17 protein-coding genes are annotated in these 18,098 nt (G+C 66.5%); 6 read left to right on the top strand and 11 right to left on the bottom strand.

The window, feature by feature from the left end; translation table 11 throughout:
• Positions 1-37 precede the first annotated feature (37 nt).
• Positions 38-748, top strand: coding sequence for a VIT family protein (locus tag RS84_RS08915; protein ID WP_045257407.1), 711 nt, complete (start codon positions 38-40; stop codon positions 746-748).
• Between the two features lie 24 nt (positions 749-772).
• Here RS84_RS08915 and RS84_RS08910 read toward each other — a convergent pair whose 3' ends face one another.
• The 11 genes from RS84_RS08910 to dnaA all read right to left on the bottom strand — a co-directional run bounded on the left by RS84_RS08910 (position 773) and on the right by dnaA (position 15,361).
• The gene (locus RS84_RS08910; RefSeq protein ID WP_045257521.1) at positions 773-1,762 is read right to left on the bottom strand and encodes an aldo/keto reductase; all 990 of its coding nucleotides are present in this window, start codon (positions 1,760-1,762) and stop codon (positions 773-775) included.
• A gap of 34 nt (positions 1,763-1,796) precedes the next feature.
• Complete coding sequence (locus RS84_RS08905) at positions 1,797-2,171, bottom strand: MerR family transcriptional regulator (protein WP_235281433.1); 375 nt, start codon at positions 2,169-2,171, stop codon at positions 1,797-1,799.
• A 28-nt stretch (positions 2,172-2,199) separates the two neighbouring features.
• Positions 2,200-2,604, bottom strand: a complete 405-nt coding sequence (locus RS84_RS08900; RefSeq protein ID WP_045257405.1) for a DUF3566 domain-containing protein — start codon at positions 2,602-2,604, stop codon at positions 2,200-2,202.
• Positions 2,601-5,174 carry a DNA gyrase subunit A gene (gene gyrA / locus RS84_RS08895; protein ID WP_045257404.1) on the bottom strand — a complete coding sequence of 858 codons (2,574 nt, stop codon included), beginning with the start codon at positions 5,172-5,174 and terminating at the stop codon, positions 2,601-2,603. Before gyrA ends, RS84_RS08900 begins: the two co-directional genes overlap by 4 nt.
• A 100-nt stretch (positions 5,175-5,274) precedes the next feature.
• Positions 5,275-7,344, bottom strand: a complete 2,070-nt coding sequence (gene gyrB / locus RS84_RS08890) for a DNA topoisomerase (ATP-hydrolyzing) subunit B (RefSeq protein ID WP_082062110.1) — start codon at positions 7,342-7,344, stop codon at positions 5,275-5,277.
• Positions 7,345-7,463: 119 nt separating this feature from the next.
• Positions 7,464-7,976, bottom strand: a complete 513-nt coding sequence (locus RS84_RS08885; RefSeq protein WP_045257403.1) for a DUF721 domain-containing protein — start codon at positions 7,974-7,976, stop codon at positions 7,464-7,466.
• Positions 7,973-9,187 (bottom strand): DNA replication/repair protein RecF, encoded by a 1,215-nt coding sequence (gene recF, locus RS84_RS08880; RefSeq protein WP_082062109.1) that lies wholly within the window; start codon positions 9,185-9,187, stop codon positions 7,973-7,975. The genes RS84_RS08885 and recF overlap by 4 nt, the downstream gene beginning before the upstream one ends.
• A gap of 92 nt (positions 9,188-9,279) precedes the next feature.
• Positions 9,280-11,142 carry an amidase family protein gene (locus RS84_RS08875; RefSeq protein ID WP_082062108.1) on the bottom strand — a complete coding sequence of 621 codons (1,863 nt, stop codon included), beginning with the start codon at positions 11,140-11,142 and terminating at the stop codon, positions 9,280-9,282.
• Positions 11,139-11,876: a cohesin domain-containing protein gene (locus RS84_RS08870; RefSeq protein WP_082062107.1), complete on the bottom strand. Its 738-nt coding sequence runs from the start codon at positions 11,874-11,876 to the stop codon at positions 11,139-11,141. Before RS84_RS08870 ends, RS84_RS08875 begins: the two co-directional genes overlap by 4 nt.
• 419 nt (positions 11,877-12,295) lie before the next feature.
• A complete protein-coding gene (gene dnaN / locus RS84_RS08865) occupies positions 12,296-13,438 on the bottom strand; it encodes a DNA polymerase III subunit beta (RefSeq protein ID WP_045257401.1) in 1,143 nt (380 codons plus the stop codon).
• Positions 13,439-13,969: 531 nt separating this feature from the next.
• Complete coding sequence (gene dnaA, locus RS84_RS08860) at positions 13,970-15,361, bottom strand: chromosomal replication initiator protein DnaA (RefSeq protein ID WP_045257400.1); 1,392 nt, start codon at positions 15,359-15,361, stop codon at positions 13,970-13,972.
• 318 nt (positions 15,362-15,679) lie between these two features.
• On the opposite strand from dnaA, the gene rpmH reads away from it, so the two are divergent.
• Genes rpmH through RS84_RS08835 form a run of 5 tightly spaced genes read left to right on the top strand, consistent with a single transcriptional unit; the run spans position 15,680 to position 18,086 of the window.
• Positions 15,680-15,817 carry a 50S ribosomal protein L34 gene (gene rpmH, locus RS84_RS08855; RefSeq protein ID WP_045257399.1) on the top strand — a complete coding sequence of 46 codons (138 nt, stop codon included), beginning with the start codon at positions 15,680-15,682 and terminating at the stop codon, positions 15,815-15,817.
• A gap of 6 nt (positions 15,818-15,823) precedes the next feature.
• Positions 15,824-16,168 (top strand): ribonuclease P protein component, encoded by a 345-nt coding sequence (gene rnpA / locus RS84_RS08850; RefSeq protein ID WP_082062106.1) that lies wholly within the window; start codon positions 15,824-15,826, stop codon positions 16,166-16,168.
• Entirely contained in the window at positions 16,165-16,515 is a 351-nt protein-coding gene (gene yidD / locus RS84_RS08845) for a membrane protein insertion efficiency factor YidD (RefSeq protein WP_045257398.1), read from the top strand. Before rnpA ends, yidD begins: the two co-directional genes overlap by 4 nt.
• 3 nt (positions 16,516-16,518) lie before the next feature.
• Positions 16,519-17,598 (top strand): membrane protein insertase YidC, encoded by a 1,080-nt coding sequence (gene yidC, locus RS84_RS08840; RefSeq protein WP_045257397.1) that lies wholly within the window; start codon positions 16,519-16,521, stop codon positions 17,596-17,598.
• A complete protein-coding gene (locus tag RS84_RS08835; protein ID WP_045257396.1) occupies positions 17,595-18,086 on the top strand; it encodes a protein jag in 492 nt (163 codons plus the stop codon). The genes yidC and RS84_RS08835 overlap by 4 nt, the downstream gene beginning before the upstream one ends.
• Positions 18,087-18,098 lie beyond the last annotated feature (12 nt).

The following is an 18,098-nucleotide window of genomic DNA, read 5'->3' as shown; positions in this document are numbered from 1 at the left end:
CGCCCCTGACCATCCCCGCTTCTGATTCACTGTCACCATGACGACTCATGAGGGTGAGGCGCACGAGGGCGGTCTCGGCCAGCGCCTGAACTGGTTGCGGGCGGGCGTGCTCGGCGCGAACGACGGCATCGTCTCGGTGGCGTCGCTCGTGGTGGGCGTGGCCGGTGCCACGACGGACAACGCCGCACTGCTCACCGCCGGCATCGCCGGACTCGTAGGCGGTGCGATCTCGATGGCGCTGGGCGAGTACGTATCGGTGAGCAGCCAGCGCGACAGCGAGCGGGCGCTGATCTCCAAAGAGCGCGAAGAGCTTCGTACGATGCCGGATGCCGAGCTCGCCGAACTGACCTCGCTCTACCGCGACCGCGGCCTCAGCGAGCAGACCGCGCGCCAGGTCGCCGAAGAGCTGACCGCCCATGACGCTCTCGCCGCTCATCTCGAGGTCGAGCTCGGCATCGACCAGAACGATCTGGTCAATCCCTGGCACGCGGCGATGTCATCCGCGATCGCGTTCACCCTCGGCGCGCTGCTCCCTCTGCTCGCGATCCTGCTTCCGCCGGCTTCCGTCCGCGTGCCGATCACCTTCGCCGCCGTGCTGATCGCTCTCGCCGTCACAGGGGCCGTGAGTGCGCGCATCGGAGGATCGAACCCCGTTCGGGCGTCGATACGCCTCGTGATCGGCGGTGGACTCGCCCTGGCGGCCACCTGGGTCATCGGCACGCTGCTCGGGACGGCCGGCGTCGTCTGACACGCCGCCCCGAGCCGGCACGCGTCACTCGTCGATCGCGCTCATGTCCCCGTAGCGGGATCCGGCCACGGCCTCGCGAGGGACGGCGGCCGTGAGCTCCGTCACCTCGGCATCGGTGAGCGACAGGTCGGCCGCCGCGACGTTCTCCTCGAGATACTCGACACGACGCGTACCGGGGATCGGCACCACGTCGTCGCCCTGCGCCAGCAGCCACGCGAGAGCGAGCTGACCCGGCGTGCAGCCGCGAGCCTCGGCGATCTCTGTCACCTTCGCCGCGATCGTCAGGTTCGTCTGCAGCGCTTCGCCCTGGAACCGGGGGAACGCCGCGGTCGCGCGGACGTCGCCCGCACCGGCGACGGACTCGACGGTCATCCGTCCGGTGAGGATTCCGCGACCCAGCGGCGAGTACGGGACCAGCCCGATCCCCAGCTCGCGGAGCACCGGGAGCACCTCGTCCTCGACGTCTCTCGTGAACAGCGAGTACTCGGTCTCGACGGCGGTGATGGGGTGAACGGCGTGTGCCCGCCTGATGGTCGATCCTGATGCCTCGGACAGGCCGAGGTGGCGCACCTTCCCCGCCGCGACGAGCTCGGACATCGCGCCGACGGTCTCCTCGATGGGAACCTGCGGATCGACGCGGTGCTGGTAGTACAGGTCGATGTGGTCGACGCCGAGACGCTGCAGTGAGGCGTCGCAGGCGGCGCGGATGTACTCGGGCGACCCGTTGATGCCCAGCCGCTCGCCGGCCTCACCGCGCATGATCCCGAACTTGGTGGCGAGCTGCACCTCGTCGCGGCGCCCGGCGATCGCGCGTCCCACCAGCTGCTCGTTGACGAACGGCCCGTACATGTCGGCCGTGTCGAGGAAGGTCACCCCGAGATCGAGCGCGTGCCGGATCGTCGCGAAGCCGGAGTCGGGATCGGGGGCGCCGTAGAACTCGGACATCCCCATGCAGCCGAGGCCCAGAGCGGAGACGGTGAGCGAAGAGGCGGAGCCGAGGGTTCGTGTCGCAATGGTCATGACACAAGCCAACCCCTTCGAGCGCGCTCTAAGTCAAGTCGCCGTCGAGCATCCGCTGATAGAGCGCGATCTTCGTCTCGATCGCCTCGAGGTGCCGCTGCGTCTCACTCAGCTCCGCCACGACCCGCTCCCGGTGCGCCTGCAGGAGCTGCAGGCGCGAGAGCACCGAGGTGTCGCCGTGCCTCGCGAGCTGCGCGTACCGGCGGATCTCGGCGACCGGCATCCCCGTCGCCCGCAGCCGCGCGATCACCTGGATGCCGTTGACATCGTCTTCGCTGTAGGCGCGTCGCCCCGAAGGCGCCCGCTCCACGTCGCGCAGGAGCAGGCCGTCGCGCTCGTAGTACCTGAGCGTGTGCGGACTCAATCCGGTCCGCTCCGCCACCTCCGCGATCGTCAGCGTCACGGCCACGACCTCTCGGCGCCGCCGATGGTCAGTTCGACATGAAGCCGACGAGCAGACCGCCCGTGACCTTGACCGCCAGGTTGTAGATGCCCGCGATCACGGCGCCGAGCACCGTGAAGACGATGAGGTTCAGGATCGAGACCACGGCGGCGAACGCCATGACCTGCGGCAGGCCCGCCACCTCTGTGAGCCGGATGCTGTTGTCGGTGAACTGCGCGACGAAGTCGTCGGCCTGGGCGATGACGCCCGTGGCCTGCAGAACCATGTAGATCAGGAAGAACGACACCATCGTGACGATCGCGAGCGCCACGGCGCCGAGGAACGAGAGCTTCACGGCCGACCAGAAGTCGACGTAGACCAGGCGCAGGCGGACCTGCTTGCCGCTGGTCTTGCGCGTGGACTTCTTCGCCAGCTTGTCGGCTACTGTGCTCATGCGTCTTGGCCCTCTCCGGGGGTGGTCGACTCGTCAGAATCACCCGTGCTCGTGGCTGCGGATTCAGCATCCGCATCCGCCTCGTCTTCACCGAGCCCTCGCTCGCCGTTTCGGGCGATCGCGAGGATGCGGTCTGCTTCTGTGGTCCGAGCGAACACGACACCCATGGTGTCGCGGCCCTTGGCAGGGACCTCGGCCACGGCAGAGCGTACCACCTTGCCGCTGGACAGAACCACAAGGACCTCGTCGTCTTCGGCGACCATCAGACCGCCCGCGAGAGTGCCCCGATCGTCGTTCAGCTTGGCCACCTTGATGCCGAATCCGCCGCGTCCCTGGACGCGGTATTCGTCGATCGCGGTCCGCTTCGCGTAGCCGCCGTCGGTCACGACGAACACGTACTGCCCGGGGGCGGCGACGGATGCCGAGAGCAGGCTGTCGCCGTCGCGGAACTTCATGCCCTTGACGCCGGCGGTCGCCCGGCCCATCGGACGAAGGGCCTCGTCGGTCGCGCTGAAGCGCACCGACATGCCGCGGCGGCTGATGAGGAGGATGTCGTCCTCGGCGTTCACCATGAGCGCCGAGACCAGCTCGTCCTCGTCATTGAGACGGATCGCGATGACGCCGCCCTGACGGTTGGTGTCGTAGCTCGACAGGCTCGTCTTCTTCACGAGTCCGTCGCGGGTCGCGAGCACCAGGTAGTCGGCGACCTCGTAGTCGCGGATGTCGAGGATCTGCGCGATCTTCTCACCCGGCTGCAGCGCGAGAAGGTTCGCGACGTGCGTGCCCTTCGCGTCGCGACCGGACTCGGGGACCTCGTAGGTCTTGGACCGGTAGACGCGGCCCTTGTCGGTGAAGAACAGCAGCCAGTGATGCGTCGTCGTCACGAAGAAGTGCTCGACGATGTCATCCGCTCGGAGCTGTGCACCCTTGACGCCCTTGCCGCCGCGGTGCTGCGAGCGGTAGTTGTCGCTGCGCGTGCGCTTGATGTAGCCGTCGCGCGTGACGGTGACGACCATCTCCTCCTCGGCGATGAGGTCTTCCATCGAGACGTCGCCGTCGAATCCGTGCAGGATGTGCGTGCGACGCTCGTCACCGAAGCGGTCGACGATGCCGGTGAGCTCCTCGCGGATGATGTCGCGCTGCAGAGCCTCGTCGGCGAGGATCGCGTTGTACTGCTTGATCAGGGATTCGAGCTCCTCGGCCTCGTCGAGGATCTTCTGGCGCTCCAGGGCAGCGAGGCGGCGCAGCTGCATCGCCAGGATCGCGTCGGCCTGATCGTCGTCGATGTCGAGCAGGGTCTTCAGACCCTCACGCGCCTCATCGACGGTGGGCGAGCGGCGGATCAGCGCGATGACCTCGTCGAGCGCGTCGAGCGCCTTCAGGTACGCCCGCAGGATGTGCATGCGCGCCTCGGCCTTGCGCAGGCGGAAGGCGGTACGGCGGACGATGACCTCGAGCTGGTGGGTGATCCAGTGCGTCACGAACCCGTCGATCGCGAGTGTGCGGGGCACCCCGTCGACGATCGCGAGCATGTTCGCGCCGAAGTTCTCCTGCAGCTGCGTGTGCTTGTACAGATTGTTCAGCACGACCTTGGCGACGGCGTCGCGCTTGAGCACGACGACCAGACGCTGACCGGTGCGGTCGGACGACTCGTCGCGGATGTCGGCGATGCCGGTGATCTTGCCGTCGCGGGCGAGATCGCCGATCTTCACCGCCACGTTGTCGGGGTTCACCTGGTACGGCAGCTCGGTGATGACCAGGCACGTGCGGCCCTGGATCTCCTCGACGTTGACGACCGCGCGCATCGTGATCGAGCCGCGCCCGGTGCGGTACGCCTCCTGCACGCCCTTCGTGCCCAGGATCTGGGCGCCGGTCGGGAAGTCGGGCCCGGGGATGCGCTGGATGAGTCCCTCGAGCAGCTCCTCACGGGAGATGCCGGGGTTGTCGAGCGCCCACAGGGCCGCCGCCGAGATCTCACGGAGGTTGTGCGGCGGGATGTTGGTCGCCATGCCCACCGCGATGCCGACCGAGCCGTTCACGAGGAGGTTCGGGAACCTCGACGGCAGGACGGTCGGCTCCTGGGTCTGACCGTCGTAGTTGTCGGTGAAGTCGACCGTGTCCTCTTCGATGTCGCGCACCATCTCGAGCGCGAGAGGGGCCATCTTCGTCTCGGTGTACCGAGGGGCCGCGGCGCCCATGTTGCCGGGCGAGCCGAAGTTGCCCTGGCCGAGCGCGAGCGGATAACGCAGCGACCACGGCTGCACGAGGCGGACGAGGGCGTCGTAGATCGCCGAGTCGCCGTGCGGGTGATACTGACCCATGACCTCGCCGACCACGCGGGCGCACTTCGAGAACGACTTGTCGGGGCGGAAGCCGCCGTCGTACATGCCGTAGATCACACGCCGATGCACGGGCTTGAGCCCGTCGCGGACGTCGGGGAGCGCGCGGCCCACGATGACGGCCATGGCGTAGTCGAGGTAGCTGCGCTGCATCTCGGACTGCAGGTCGACCTGGTCGATCCGGCCGTGGTCGTGACCCTCGTTGATGTCGGGGCGTTCTTCGTCAGTCATGTGTGTGTCGATTCTTCGTTGCGTTTCGAGATCGTCTTACGGCGTTTCGACGCGCTGCGCTCGCTCAACGAACGGGGCAGCTCGCTTCGCTCGCCGAGCGTCATATGTCGAGGAAGCGGACGTCCTTGGCGTTGCGCTGGATGAAGCCACGCCGCGACTCGACGTCTTCGCCCATCAGCACGCTGAAGATCTCGTCGGCGGCTGCGGCATCTTCGATGGTGATCTGACGCAGGGTGCGCGTGGTGTGATCCATCGTGGTCTCCCACAGCTCCTTCGGGTTCATCTCGCCGAGACCCTTGTAGCGCTGGATGCCGGCATCCTTCGGGATGCGCTTACCGTTCTCGAGGCCGTGCTTGAGCAGGGCGTCGCGCTCGGCGTCGCTGAACACGTACTCGTGCGCCGAGTTCGTCCACTTCAGGCGGTACAGCGGCGGCATCGCGAGGTAGACGAAACCGGCTTCGATGAGACCGCGCATGTAGCGGAAGAGCATCGTCAGCAGCAGCGTCGTGATGTGCTGACCGTCGACGTCGGCATCCGCCATCAGCACGATCTTGTGATAGCGCGCCTTCTCGATGTCGAAGTCCTCGCCGATGCCCGTGCCGAAGGCCTGGATCATCGCCTGGACCTCTTTGTTGCCCAGCGCCTTGTCGAGGCGAGCGCGCTCGACGTTGAGGATCTTGCCGCGCAGCGCGAGGATCGCCTGCGTGTGCGGATCGCGGCCCTGCACGGCCGAGCCGCCTGCGGAGTCTCCCTCCACGAGGAAGATCTCGCTGATCGACGGGTCCTTGCTCGTGCAGTCCTTGAGCTTGTCGGGCATCGCGGCCGATTCGAACACGCTCTTGCGGCGCGCGGTCTCGCGCGCCTTGCGGGCCGCGAGACGTGCGGTCGCGGCGTCGATCGCCTTGCGGATCACGTTCTTGGCCTGCGAGGGATTGCGCTCGAACCAGTCGCCGAGCTGGTCGCCGACCACCTTCTGCACGAACGCCTTCGCCTCGGTGTTGCCGAGCTTCGTCTTGGTCTGGCCCTCGAACTGCGGTTCGCCGAGCTTGATCGAGATGACAGCCGTCAGCCCCTCGCGCACATCGTCGCCGGAGAGGTTGTCGTCCTTCTCCTTGAGCAGGTTGTTCGCACGGGCGTATTTGTTGACGAGCGTGGTGAGCGCCGCACGGAATCCCTCTTCGTGCGTGCCACCCTCGTGCGTGTTGATCGTGTTGGCGTAGGTGAACACGTTCTCGGTGTACGAGGTGGTCCACTGCATCGCGACCTCGAGCGAGATCTTGCGCTCGGTGTCCTCCGACTCGAAGGCGATGATCTCCTCATTGACGACCTCGGCGTGACGCACCTTGTTCAGGTACTCGACGTAGTCGACCAGACCGCGCTCGTAGAAGAACACGTCGTTTGGCTGCTGGGTGACGGTCTGACCGTCGACCTCGACCTCGTAGGCGGATGCTTCGCGCTCATCCGTCAGCTCGATGCGCAGGCCCTTGTTGAGGAACGCCATCTGCTGGAAGCGGGTGCGCAGGGTGTCGTAGTCGAACTCGACGGTCTCCTGGAAGATCTCGGAGTCCGGCCAGAACGTGATGCTGGTTCCGGTCTCGTCGGTCTCCTCGCCCTTCTCGAGCTGCTGCTGCGGGACTCCGCCGTTCGCGAAGCTGTGCCGCCACACGAAGCCCTTCTGCTTGACCTCGACATCGAACCGCGTGGAGAGCGCGTTCACGACGGACGAGCCGACGCCGTGCAGACCGCCGGAGACCGCGTACGCGCCACCACCGAACTTTCCACCGGCGTGCAGGATCGTCAGCACGACCTCGACCGTGGACTTGGTCGGGTCGGAGGAGTGCGGATCGACCGGGATGCCGCGGCCGTTGTCGATGACTCGCACGCCGCCGTCGGCGAGCATGGTCACGAAGATCGTGTCGGCGTAGCCGGCGAGAGCCTCATCGACCGAGTTGTCGACGATCTCGTACACGAGGTGATGGAGACCCCGGGGGCCGGTCGAGCCGATGTACATGCCCGGACGCTTGCGGACCGCCTCCAGACCCTCGAGGATCTGGATGGAATCTGCGCCGTACTCACCCGGCTGCTGCGCCCGGGGTGCCGGGGTACCGGAGGGGTTTTGGGTCCCTGAGCTGGTCGAAGGGTCCGTCTCGTCAGGGGATTCAGGCGTCATCAGAGGGCAGTCTCCACATCGATATCACGAACTCCCATTCTAGCGGGCTTTCGGAGTGAAATCTGCGCTAGAACGCCGTGTGTGGCCGTCTGAGCGATTCGGACCCCATATCTGGTCCCCTACCCGTAGGTATCGCGCGGGCCCCGCCCTGGAACGACTCTGGGGCCCCATTTCCACGAGGGGACGTCCGGTCCGATGAAGCGGAGGTTCTGCACTCCGGCATCCGGATACCGCCTGCCGATCTCGGTGAGGATGGTCGCCCGCATGTACTGAAGGTTCTTGGCCCAGGCCGTCGAATCGCACTTCACTGTGAGCAGGCCGCGCTCGAGCGACACCGGCTCGGAATGCTTGGCGGTGTCGGCGCCTGCCAGTTCGTCCCACTGCAGCACGACGTTCTCGCGGGCGAGAGCCGCCTCCCAGCCGGAGTCCCTGGTGAGCTTGTCGAGCACTGCTCCTAGAGGTCCAGGGTCGCGTCCCGGCGTGAAGGGCGCATTGTCGTCGTCTGTCGAGATTCGGCGCTTGCGCTTCCAGTTCTTCGAACTCGGCTGCAGGCCGCGCAGTCGGAGGTAGGTCGCGACGGTCTCGGGAGTGTCGGATGCCGCGGCGGCGAGGTTGTCGGAGATGTCGGTCATCCTTCGTCCTCTCGGTCATCCGGCTCCGGATCGATCGCCTCGCCCGGCTCGCTCAGCGGTGCGGCGCGCTCGTCGCTGATGGTCCCTGCGCTGATCCGCACCACGTGGCGGTGCAGGATCTCGGGAATATCCTCCTCCACAGCCGCGGTCACGACCACCTGCTCGTAGTCGGCGGTGAGAGTCGCCAGACGCTGTCGGCGGTCGGCATCGAGCTCGGCGAAGACATCATCGAGGATGAGCACCGGATCGCCGGCCGGAGACTCGTTGCGCAGCAGTTCGGCCGAGGCGAGCCGCAGCGAGAGGGCCACCGACCAGGACTCGCCGTGCGAGGCATAGCCCTTGACCGGAAGGCTGCGCACCCGCAGGATCAGGTCGTCTCGGTGCGGACCGGTGAGCGTCAGGCCCCGGTCGAGCTCCTGCGCGCGCTTCGCCGCGAGGGATGCTCGGAACATCTCGGATATATCACCGGTCGAATCGGGGAGCGCGGCATCCGTGCCCTCCTCGGGATCTCCGCCGCGCACCGAGAGGGCCCATTCGAGCTGCGGACGATGGTCTTCACCGGCGATCGCCGCATAGGCCGCCGCGACCGGCTGCTGCAGATCGGCTGCGAGCTTCAGACGAGCGGCGATGATCTCGGAGCCGAGCGCGACGAGCTTGTCATCCCAGACGTCGAGCGTGCTCAGACCCTCACCGCGTACGCCACGGGCGCGCGCCGATTTCAGGAGCGCGGTGCGCTGCTTGAGCACCCGGTCGTAGTCGGCGAGCACCGCCGACATCCGCGGGGTCCGCTGGACCAGCAGCTGGTCGGCGAATCGCCGACGGGAGGACGGATCGCCGCGCACGATCTGCAGGTCCTCCGGTGCGAAGAGCACGACGTGCGCGTAGCGGGGGAGTTCGCTCGTCTTCGATGGTGATCCGTTGATGCGCGCCTTGTTCGAACCCTGCCGGTTCAGCTGCACCTCGGCGAGGACCTTGCGCTCGCCGTGCGACAGGCGCGCGCGGATGATCGCGTACTCCTGCCCGTCGCGCACCATGGGCGCGTCAGCGGAGACGCGATGCGAACCCAGCGTCGCGAGGAAGACCACGGCCTCGGCGAGATTGGTCTTGCCCTGTCCGTTGCGGCCGACGAGGACGTTCGGGCCCTTGTGCAGAGCGAGTTCAGCGGTCGCGTAATTGCGGAAATCGACCAGACTCAGGTGCTCCACAATCACGGGAGTCAGCCTAGCCGCCGACTCCGACAGCGAAGTGGCCGCGCAGTGGCGGCGGGGGCGCCCCGATCGCTCGGAGCGCCCCCGCCGGCCGGTCATCCGAGCGGACCGAACAGAGACGGGCTCGTGCGCGCGTGCGTCGCCTGCTCGAAGGAGTAGGCGAGACCGAGCAGCATCCCCTCGTCGAAGTCGCGACCGAGGAACTCGAGGTTCACGCCACTCCCCGGAGCCGTCTCTCCCTGAGCCGTCTGCCCCATCGGCACCGTGACCGCGGGCATGCCCGTGTTCGGGCTCAGACGCATGTTGGTGCCCTGAGTTCCGTAGGCGTTCGTGCTCGGGTAGATGAGCGCATCGAGGTCGAGGTCGTCCATCAACTGGGTGACCAGATCCTTTCCGGCGGCGAGCTGGATCGTGTGGCTGCCGCTGGGTCCGGCCCAACCCTGATAGGTCTCCTCCGTCACATTGTTCCGGGCGACGTAGACCGACTGCCGCGAGGTGACGTAGTTGCCCGTCGCGAGGATGTCGCTGAGAGTCCGAGGCTCGACATCGGCGCCGAGATGGGTGGCGATGTAGCCGTTGAGGTCGTGGAGGAACTCGTTGGTCGAGCCGGATCCCTCGCCGAGCACCGCGGCGAGCCCCTGCGGAGGAGTGACCTCGACGACCGTCGCGCCTTGTGCGGCGAGAGCAGCGGTCGCCTGACCGAACAGCCTCACGGTGCCCGGGTCGCTGCCCACCATGGAGCCGAAGTAGCCGATCCGCGCTCCCGCGAGCGCCGCCGGGTCGAGATACTCCGTGTACGACTCCGGGACTCTGCCCGTCTGACGCGCGGTGACCGGATCAGCGTCATCCACGCCGACGACCGCGTCCAGGGCGACGGCGGCGTCGAGGACCGATCGGGCCATCGGGCCCCCCGTGTCCTGCGAGAGAGCGAGCGGGATGATGCCGTCACGACTGGCGAGTCCCACGGTGGGACGGATGCCGACGAGCTGGTTGTACGACGACGGGACCCGGATGGACCCGCCGGTGTCGGTCCCGAAGCCGATCGCTGCGAGGTTCGCCGATATCGCAGCTCCCGTGCCGCCGCTGGACCCGCCGGCCGTGCGCGACGTGTCGTAGGGACTCGCCACCAGCAGCGTCGAACCCGGTGCCTGGAACGAGGAGAACTCCGAGACGAAGCCGTACGCGAACTCATCCAGGCTGGTCTTCGCGATGATCACCGCGCCGTCGGCGCGCAGCCCTTCGACCATGGCGGCATCCGTGTCGGTCTGGTTCTCGTTCCAGCAGCCGCAGCCCCCGGTCGTGACCATGTCGACCGTGTCGTAGTTGTCCTTGAGCGCGATCGGCACTCCGAGGAGCATGGTCGTCATCCCCTGGCTCGCACGGACGGCGTCGGCGGCCGCAGCCGCGTCGAGAGCCGTGTCGTTCACGGTGATGACGGAGTTCAGCGGTCGGCTGGCGCCTGCGACCGTGACCCGGTCGTATGCGGCGATCCGGTCGAGATACTCCTGCGTGATGCTGACGGACGTCTCCACTCCCGCGTTCATGGCCGCCTGCATGTCCAGCACCGACGCCTCCACGAGTTCGAAGGGGCCGTCGTCGTAGATGATCCGGTGCGACAGGTCGGTCAGATCCGAGATCGTGAGCTCTCCGTCTGCGTCGGTGTCGAGGATCGACAGCGACGCCCACTCGCTCGAGGTCTCGGTGATGCCGATGGCGGCAGCTGCGACGGCGAGGTCTTCGGCCGTCACGCGATCGTCTCCCGTGACGTCGAGCTGGGTGTAGTACGGCGCCAGGATCGGCGCGGTCGTGGCGGATGCCGCGCTGGCGGCCGCGCCGGAGACTCCGGAGGCGGCGACGATCGCGACCGACACTGCGGCGATGGAGGTGAGACGGATGGTCGTGCTCTTCACGGTGTTCCCTCCGATGGTGAGGTCGGGTGTGCGGGCGTTGCGGGTCATCGAGTCCTCCGTCGCATCGCGAGGACGGCTCCGGCTGCGGCGAAGATCGCCGCGATGCCGGCGGCGATCAGCCATGGCGCGGCATCCGCTCCGGTGATCGCGAGTGATCCCGAGCTCGTCGGGGCGCCCCCGGTCGATCCGTCCGTGCCCCCGGAGCCGGCGTTGCCGGCGCCGTCGGCGGCTCCCTGCGCGTCGGCTCCCGCGTCGTCGACACCGGTGATCTCGACGGCTGCCGTCAACGACTCGTCCGAGGTGTCGATCGGTGTCGCGGCTCCGGCGGAGTCGACCAGGCTTCCCGCGGCGAGGGATATCTCGGCTGTCCCCGCGGTCAGGGCCGTGAAGCTCAGAGTGACGAGCGTCTGGTCGCCCACGAGTCCCGGCGACGTGCCGAGCCGTGTCGCGATCACGGAGACCGTGCCGGCCTCTCCCGTCGCGGAACCGAACCCTCTGGCGGGTGTCGTCCCGCTCCCTGCGACGAAGGCGAGAAGCTCCGGGTCGGCGGCGACGTCCAGGTCGTAGGCATACAGGTCGGTCAATCCAGTCGCCGACACAGTCACGGTCACGGTGTCGCCCACGGAGACAGAAGCCGGTTCTGCGGTCAGAACGAGTGTGTCGTCGGGGACGACTGCGGCGGATGCCGGTACCGCACCGCCGAGCGGGACGAACGCGACGACGCCGATCGACAACGCTGCGAGGAGCAGCCGGGGAATTCGGGCAGGGGGATGATGCGACATGCGGAGGCGTCTTTCGTCTCGGGGGAAGACGAGCGCGGCAGCACGGCGGGGTGCGGAGCCGCCGTGCTCTTCGGGTACGGCGACTCTCGCAGGGTCATGTTTCGCGGACTCTGCGCCGCCGTTTCCGAGACGTAACGGCAGTGCAGGGTCGTGTCTGCTGTCGCGTCAGGCAGCGAACGGCCAGGATCGGCGTCTCCTGGTCCACCGGAGAATCGCTCTGAGAGGCGATTTCGACCCGATTCGACGTGACTTCGAGGCGCGCAGGCCGAAAATCGGCGCTGAGAGCCACGGAGAGCGAAGGTCCGACCCCGCGGCGCGGCAGCTCAGACCGGTCTCGGCTGCGTCGATCGACGGAGTCGACGGCTCCTGGCGATGCCGAGCGCGCCCGATCGGCGTCGATCAGACCCTGTCGTGGATGCTCAGCGGAGAAGCAGGTTGGGCTGCAGCAGGTACTTGAACGAGTCGAGGCCGGCCTGGTCGACGGAGGTCTGACTGGTGATCAGCACCGGGCTGAGCTTGTTCGCGTTGTCGCTCGAGGTGAAGGTGACGCGCACGAACTCGCTCTTGACGGCGCCGAGCGCCTCGGTCAGGTACTGCGGGTTCAGTCCGAGCGTCACCTCATCACCGCCGTGCAGGATGGCGTCCACCGACTCGGAGGCGCGGGCGTGCTCGCTGCCCGAAGCATCCATCGTGACGCTGTCGCTCGTGAACGTGAACCGCAGGGGAGCTGCGCGATCGAGCACGAGCGACACTCGGCGGACGGCCTCGATGAGGTCGGCGGTGTTCACGACCGCGTAGTGATCGGTCTGCTCGGGGAAGAGTCGGCGGACCGGGGGGAAATTGCCCTTGATCAGGAGGGAGGTCACGGTCTTGTTGCCCGCGGTGAACGCGATGATCTCGCGATCGCCTGCACCCGAGAAGGCGATCTGGATGGTTCCCGCGTGTCCGAAGGTCTTGCCGACCTCGACCAGGGTCCGCGCGGGTACGAGAGCGCTCGATTCGACGGCTTCGCCATCCCACGGAACATCCCGCAGCGAGACGCGGTAGCGGTCGGTGGCGACCAGGCTCAGGTTCTGGCCCGAGACCTCGAGCTGCACACCGGTGAGCACGGGGGTGACGTCGTCGCGAGACGCGGCGAATCCGACCTGCGAGATGGCGGTGCCGAAGTCGTCTGCGGGAACGACACCCGACGTGCCGCTCACCTCGGGGATCGACGGATACTCCTCGACAGGCATCGCAGCCAGGGTGAAGCGGGCGGATCCGCAGGTGACCGCGATCCCGCCGTCCTCCTCGACCGCGATCTCGATCGGCGCGTTCGGAAGACGGCTCGCGATGTCCGACAGCAGGCGGCCGTGCACGAGGATCGTGCCCGGTGTGTCGACTGTCGCCTCGATCGTCGTGCGAGCGGATGCTTCGTAGTCGAACGCCGAGAGGGTGAGCCCCGTGCCGTCGGCTTCGATCAGCACTCCCGCGAGGATCGGCTGCGGGTTGCGCTGCGGCAGCAGCTTGACCACGAAGGAGACAGCCTCGCTGAAGACATCGCGGTTGACCTGAAACCTCACGGGTGCTCCTCGTCGTTCTCTGAGCGTCGCATCGCCGGTGGAATGACACGATGTGCGCGGCCCTGCCACTGCAGGGCTTCCCATGCTAGCCCCACACTCGAACACTTCCCTACGACTTGTGATTCGTCGACGGGCTTCGCCGTCGCGTCGACGGTTCCACACCGTCTGGTGATCGGATCGCGCCTGAAACGGGTTAACTCCTTAACGGTGTTAACAACTGTGGAAACTGTGGATAAGTCGGTGGAAAGCAGACGCGAGTAGGGAACTACACGCTTGTCACTTGTGGAATCCCTGAGGAAACCGCGGGTGGACGGCATCCGCCCGTCTGTGGAGTATCCCCGAGTTATCCACAGGTTGTCCCGTTAACACCACAGCCGTCCCGACCCGATCGGGATTCATCCACAAGTTATCCACATGTGTGCAAACGCGGTCCCGTGACTCTGAGATGCCCGCGAAAACCGCGAAAAGGGGGACACAGCGCCCGATCAGACACTGTGTCCCCCTTTTCGAAGAGAGGCGGATGGGGGGCGCTCAGCGCCGTCCGAGTTGCGTGGTGATCTCCGTGACCTGGTTGTAGATCGAGCGCCGCTCCTTCATGAGGTCACTGATCTTCTTGTACGCGTACATGACCGTGGTGTGGTCGCGGTTGCCGAACAGCTGGCCGATCTTCGGCAGCGACAGACTCGTGCGCTCGCGGCACAGGTACATCGCGATCTGTCGTGCCGTCGCGATCTGCTGCGATCGGCTCGATCCGTAGAGGTCGTCGACGGTGAGCTTGAAGTACTGCGCGGTCGCCGTGATGATGTCGGTCGGCGAGATGATGTTGTCCTCTGCCGTGTCGATGATGTCGCGCAGCACCGTCTGGGCGAGCGAGATGTCGAGCGCCGAACGGTTCAGGCTCGCGAAGGCGGAGACGCGGATGAGAGCGCCCTCGAGTTCGCGGATGTTGGAGGAGACGACGGTGGCGATGTACTCGAGCACCTCGTCGGGGATGTGCAGCGATTCGCTCTGCGCCTTCTTGCGGAGGATCGCGATGCGCGTCTCGAGGTCGGGCGCCTGCACGTCGGTGATGAGGCCCCACTCGAAGCGGCTGCGCATGCGGTCTTCGAACCCGGTGAGCAGCTTGGGTGCGACGTCGCTTGTGATCACGACCTGCTTGTTGTGGTCGTGCAGCGTGTTGAACGTGTGGAAGAAGGCCTCCTGGGTCTCGGCGCGACCCTGGAGGAACTGGATGTCGTCGATGAGGAGGATGTCGACCTCGCGATACCGCGCCTGGAACGCTGCGCCGCGGTTGTTGGCGATCGAGTTGATGAAATCGTTGGTGAACTCCTCGCTGGAGACGTACCGCACCTTCACCCCCGCGTAGAGGGACTGCGCGTAGTCGCCGATCGCGTGCAGGAGGTGGGTCTTGCCGAGACCCGAGTCGCCGTAGATGAACAGCGGGTTGTACGCCTTGGCCGGGGCCTCGGCGACCGCGACGGCCGCTGCGTGGGCGAACCGGTTGGACTGCCCGATCACGAAGTTGTCGAAGGTGTACTTCGGGTTCAGCCGCGATTCGTGGCGCAGGGGGGTGGGCTGCTCCATGGGCGACTCGGGCCGCTGCTGCTCCTGGCGCCCGTAGTCGGCGACGGCGATCGGGGCGGTCGGCTGCTCGGCGAGTTCATGGTTCACGACGACGCGGTACGAGGTGACCTCTTCGCCCACGTGCGCGAGTGCCTCCATGATCGGCAGCCGCAGGCGCTTGTTGATCTGCGCCGCGGTGAGGTCGTTCGGCACCTCGAGGTAGAGGGTCGCCGCCATGACGCCGGCGGGAACCGCGAGGCTCAGGAACCCCTGGAGCTGGGGGGTCACCCGGTCGTCCGCCTCGAGGAGCTCCTGCACAGTGGTCCAGATCGGGACGTCGGGCTGGGCAGGTGAGGACATGACGCTCCGGGCAGGGATCGAGTGGGAAGGCACGAGAACGCGTCCCCCCTGTGGATAACTTCGGATGCCACGGTAGTCACCTGTGGAGAGAACAGCAACCTGCCCTTGAAAATCCGCGGGCGTGTTGAGTGTGCCGCCGGGGAGAAGGTTGTGGATAATGGCTGTGCGGATTTCGGCGGATGAGAACCCGGTGAGCGCGCAGATTTGCTCTGCGCGCCGGCAGGACGTACCCTTAATCGGTTGACTTATGCCTGAACGGCAGATCCCTATGTCTCCGGTCGAAACTGATTCCGGTGGCAGCATTCCCGGAGTGATTCCATGAGCAAGCGCACTTTCCAGCCCAACAACCGTCGTCGCGCCAAGAAGCACGGCTTCCGTGCCCGCATGCGCACCCGCGCCGGCCGCGCAATCCTGTCGGCTCGCCGCGGGAAGGGCCGCGTCGAGCTTTCCGCGTAAGCCACTGTGCTAGCCCGCCCGTTCCGGCTGACTCGCGGGAGCGACTATCGACTGGTCGTTCGGCGCGGTTCCCGTTGTGGCGGGTCGCGCGTCGTGACCTCGATGTTGTCGACGGGTGAGAGCAGAGTCCCGCGGTTCGGGTTCATCATCAGCAAGCAGGTGGGCACCGCTGTGGTGCGCAACACCGTGCGCCGGCGACTCAAAGCCGTGTGTGCGGAGGCGCTCGAGCGTGTTCCCGAGGGCACGGATGTCGTCATCCGTGCCCTTCCTGCGTCGGCGACGGCGAGCTATGCCGAGCTGAGTGCAGATGTGAACCGCTGTATCGGACGCCTCGAGCGGATGCCGTCATGAGCGCCCTGCCGGCGAGCTCGGTCGGCACGGCTCGGATGCAGCCGGAAGACCTGCTGCGCAGCATCCCGCTGATCCCGAGGAATCTCGTGCTGGGCTTTCTCACGGCGTACCGCAAGGTGATCTCGCCGCTGTATGGCGACGTCTGTGCGTACTATCCGTCCTGCTCGGCTTACGCTGTAGGTGCGGTGCAACAACACGGCGCCGTGCGGGGAGCTCTGCTCTCGGCATGGCGCATCCTCCGTTGCAATCCCTGGACTCGCGGAGGCGTCGACGACGTCCATCCGCACGAACACTTCCGCTACGACCTGACCGCCCGCGGTTTCGTCGTCCCTGCCCGAAAGGACTGAACAGTGGGTCTTGACCTCCTGCTCGCTGCGGCTACGCCGTCGCCGACACCGTCGGGAGCCGCCGCCGGCGGCTTCGACCTGCTCGGCACGATCCTCTGGCCGCTGAAGTGGCTGGTCGAGCTCGTGCTGGTGGCATGGCACTGGCTGCTGACCGCCGTCGGGCTCGAGGCGGACAGCGGACTCACGTGGGTGCTGTCCATCGTCGGTCTCGTCATCGTCGTCCGCGCGGCGCTGATCCCGCTCTTCGTGAAGCAGATCAAGAGCCAGCGCAAGATGATGGAAATTGCTCCTGAACTGCGGAAAGTCCAGGAGAAGTACCGCGGCAAGAAGGATCAGCTCAGCCGTGAGGCGATGAGTCGCGAGACCATGGCGCTGTACAAGAAGCACGGCACGACGCCGATGTCGAGCTGTCTTCCGCTCCTTGTGCAGATGCCGGTCTTCTTCTCGCTGTACTCGGTTCTGAGCGATGTGACCAAGCACGCGACGCACGAGATCGGCGGCGTCGGTCTGCTGAACGCCGAGCTCACCCAGGAGTTCTACAACGCGAAGCTCTTCGGCGTCGCATCTCTGCACCAGACGCTCGGCAACGCGGTCGACGCCCAGAACACCACGGCCATCGTGATCCTCGTCACCCTCGTCGTGCTGATGATCGGCTCGCAGTTCTTCACCCAGCTGCAGATCATCTCGAAGAACCTGTCGCCCGAGGCCAAGACCGGCCAGGCGTATCAGATGCAGAAGATCATGCTCTACGTGCTGCCGCTGGGCTTCATCTTCTCGGGTGTGTTCTTCCCCCTCGGCGTGGTCGTGTACTGGTTCATCTCGAACCTGTGGACCATGGGCCAGCAGTTCCTCGTCATCCGCGAGATGCCGACGCCTGGTTCTGAAGCGGCCAAGGCTCGTGAAGAGCGCCTTGCTCGCAAGGGCAAGGCGATCAACTCCGACGGCAAGGTCGTGCCGATCTCCGTCTACGAAGCGGAGCAGCAGCGTCTGGTCGCCGAGGTCGAGAAGGCCAAGGCTGAGGCCCCGAAGCGTCAGCAGCCCGTGGGTAAGAAGCGTGCGAAGAAGAAGGGCCCAGCCGCATGAGTGAGAACGTCATCGAGTCGACCGAGCCGACCGTCGCTCAGCTCGAGAACGAAGGCGATGTCGCCGCGGACTTCCTTGAGGAGCTCCTGGACATCGCCGACATCGACGGAGATCTGAACCTCGACGTACGTCAGGGCCGGGCCTATGTCTCGGTGGAAGCCGAGGGCGACGGCCTGGCTCTGCTCTCAGCCCCCGACACTGTGCAGGCTCTGCAGGAGCTCACCCGTCTCGCGGTGCAGAGCAAGACGGGCTCCTTCTCACGTCTGATCCTCGACATCGGCGGATCCCGCGACACTCGTCGACGTCAGCTGGAGACTCTCGTGAACGCCGCTGCGGTGAAGCTCGACGAGGGCGCATCCCAGGCCTCCCTGCCGGCCATGTCGAGCTACGAGCGCAAGCTGGTGCACGACATCGCGGCTGAGCGGGGACTCGTCTCGGAGTCGTACGGCGAGGGCGCTGACCGCCACACCGTGCTTCGCCGTCACTGACGTCTCACGATT

Source organism: Microbacterium hydrocarbonoxydans (assembly GCF_000956475.1).
Classification (GTDB): Bacteria; Actinomycetota; Actinomycetes; order Actinomycetales; family Microbacteriaceae; genus Microbacterium; species Microbacterium hydrocarbonoxydans_A.
Note: the sequence above shows the minus strand (reverse complement) of the source record. Positions and strands in the feature narration are given on the sequence as shown.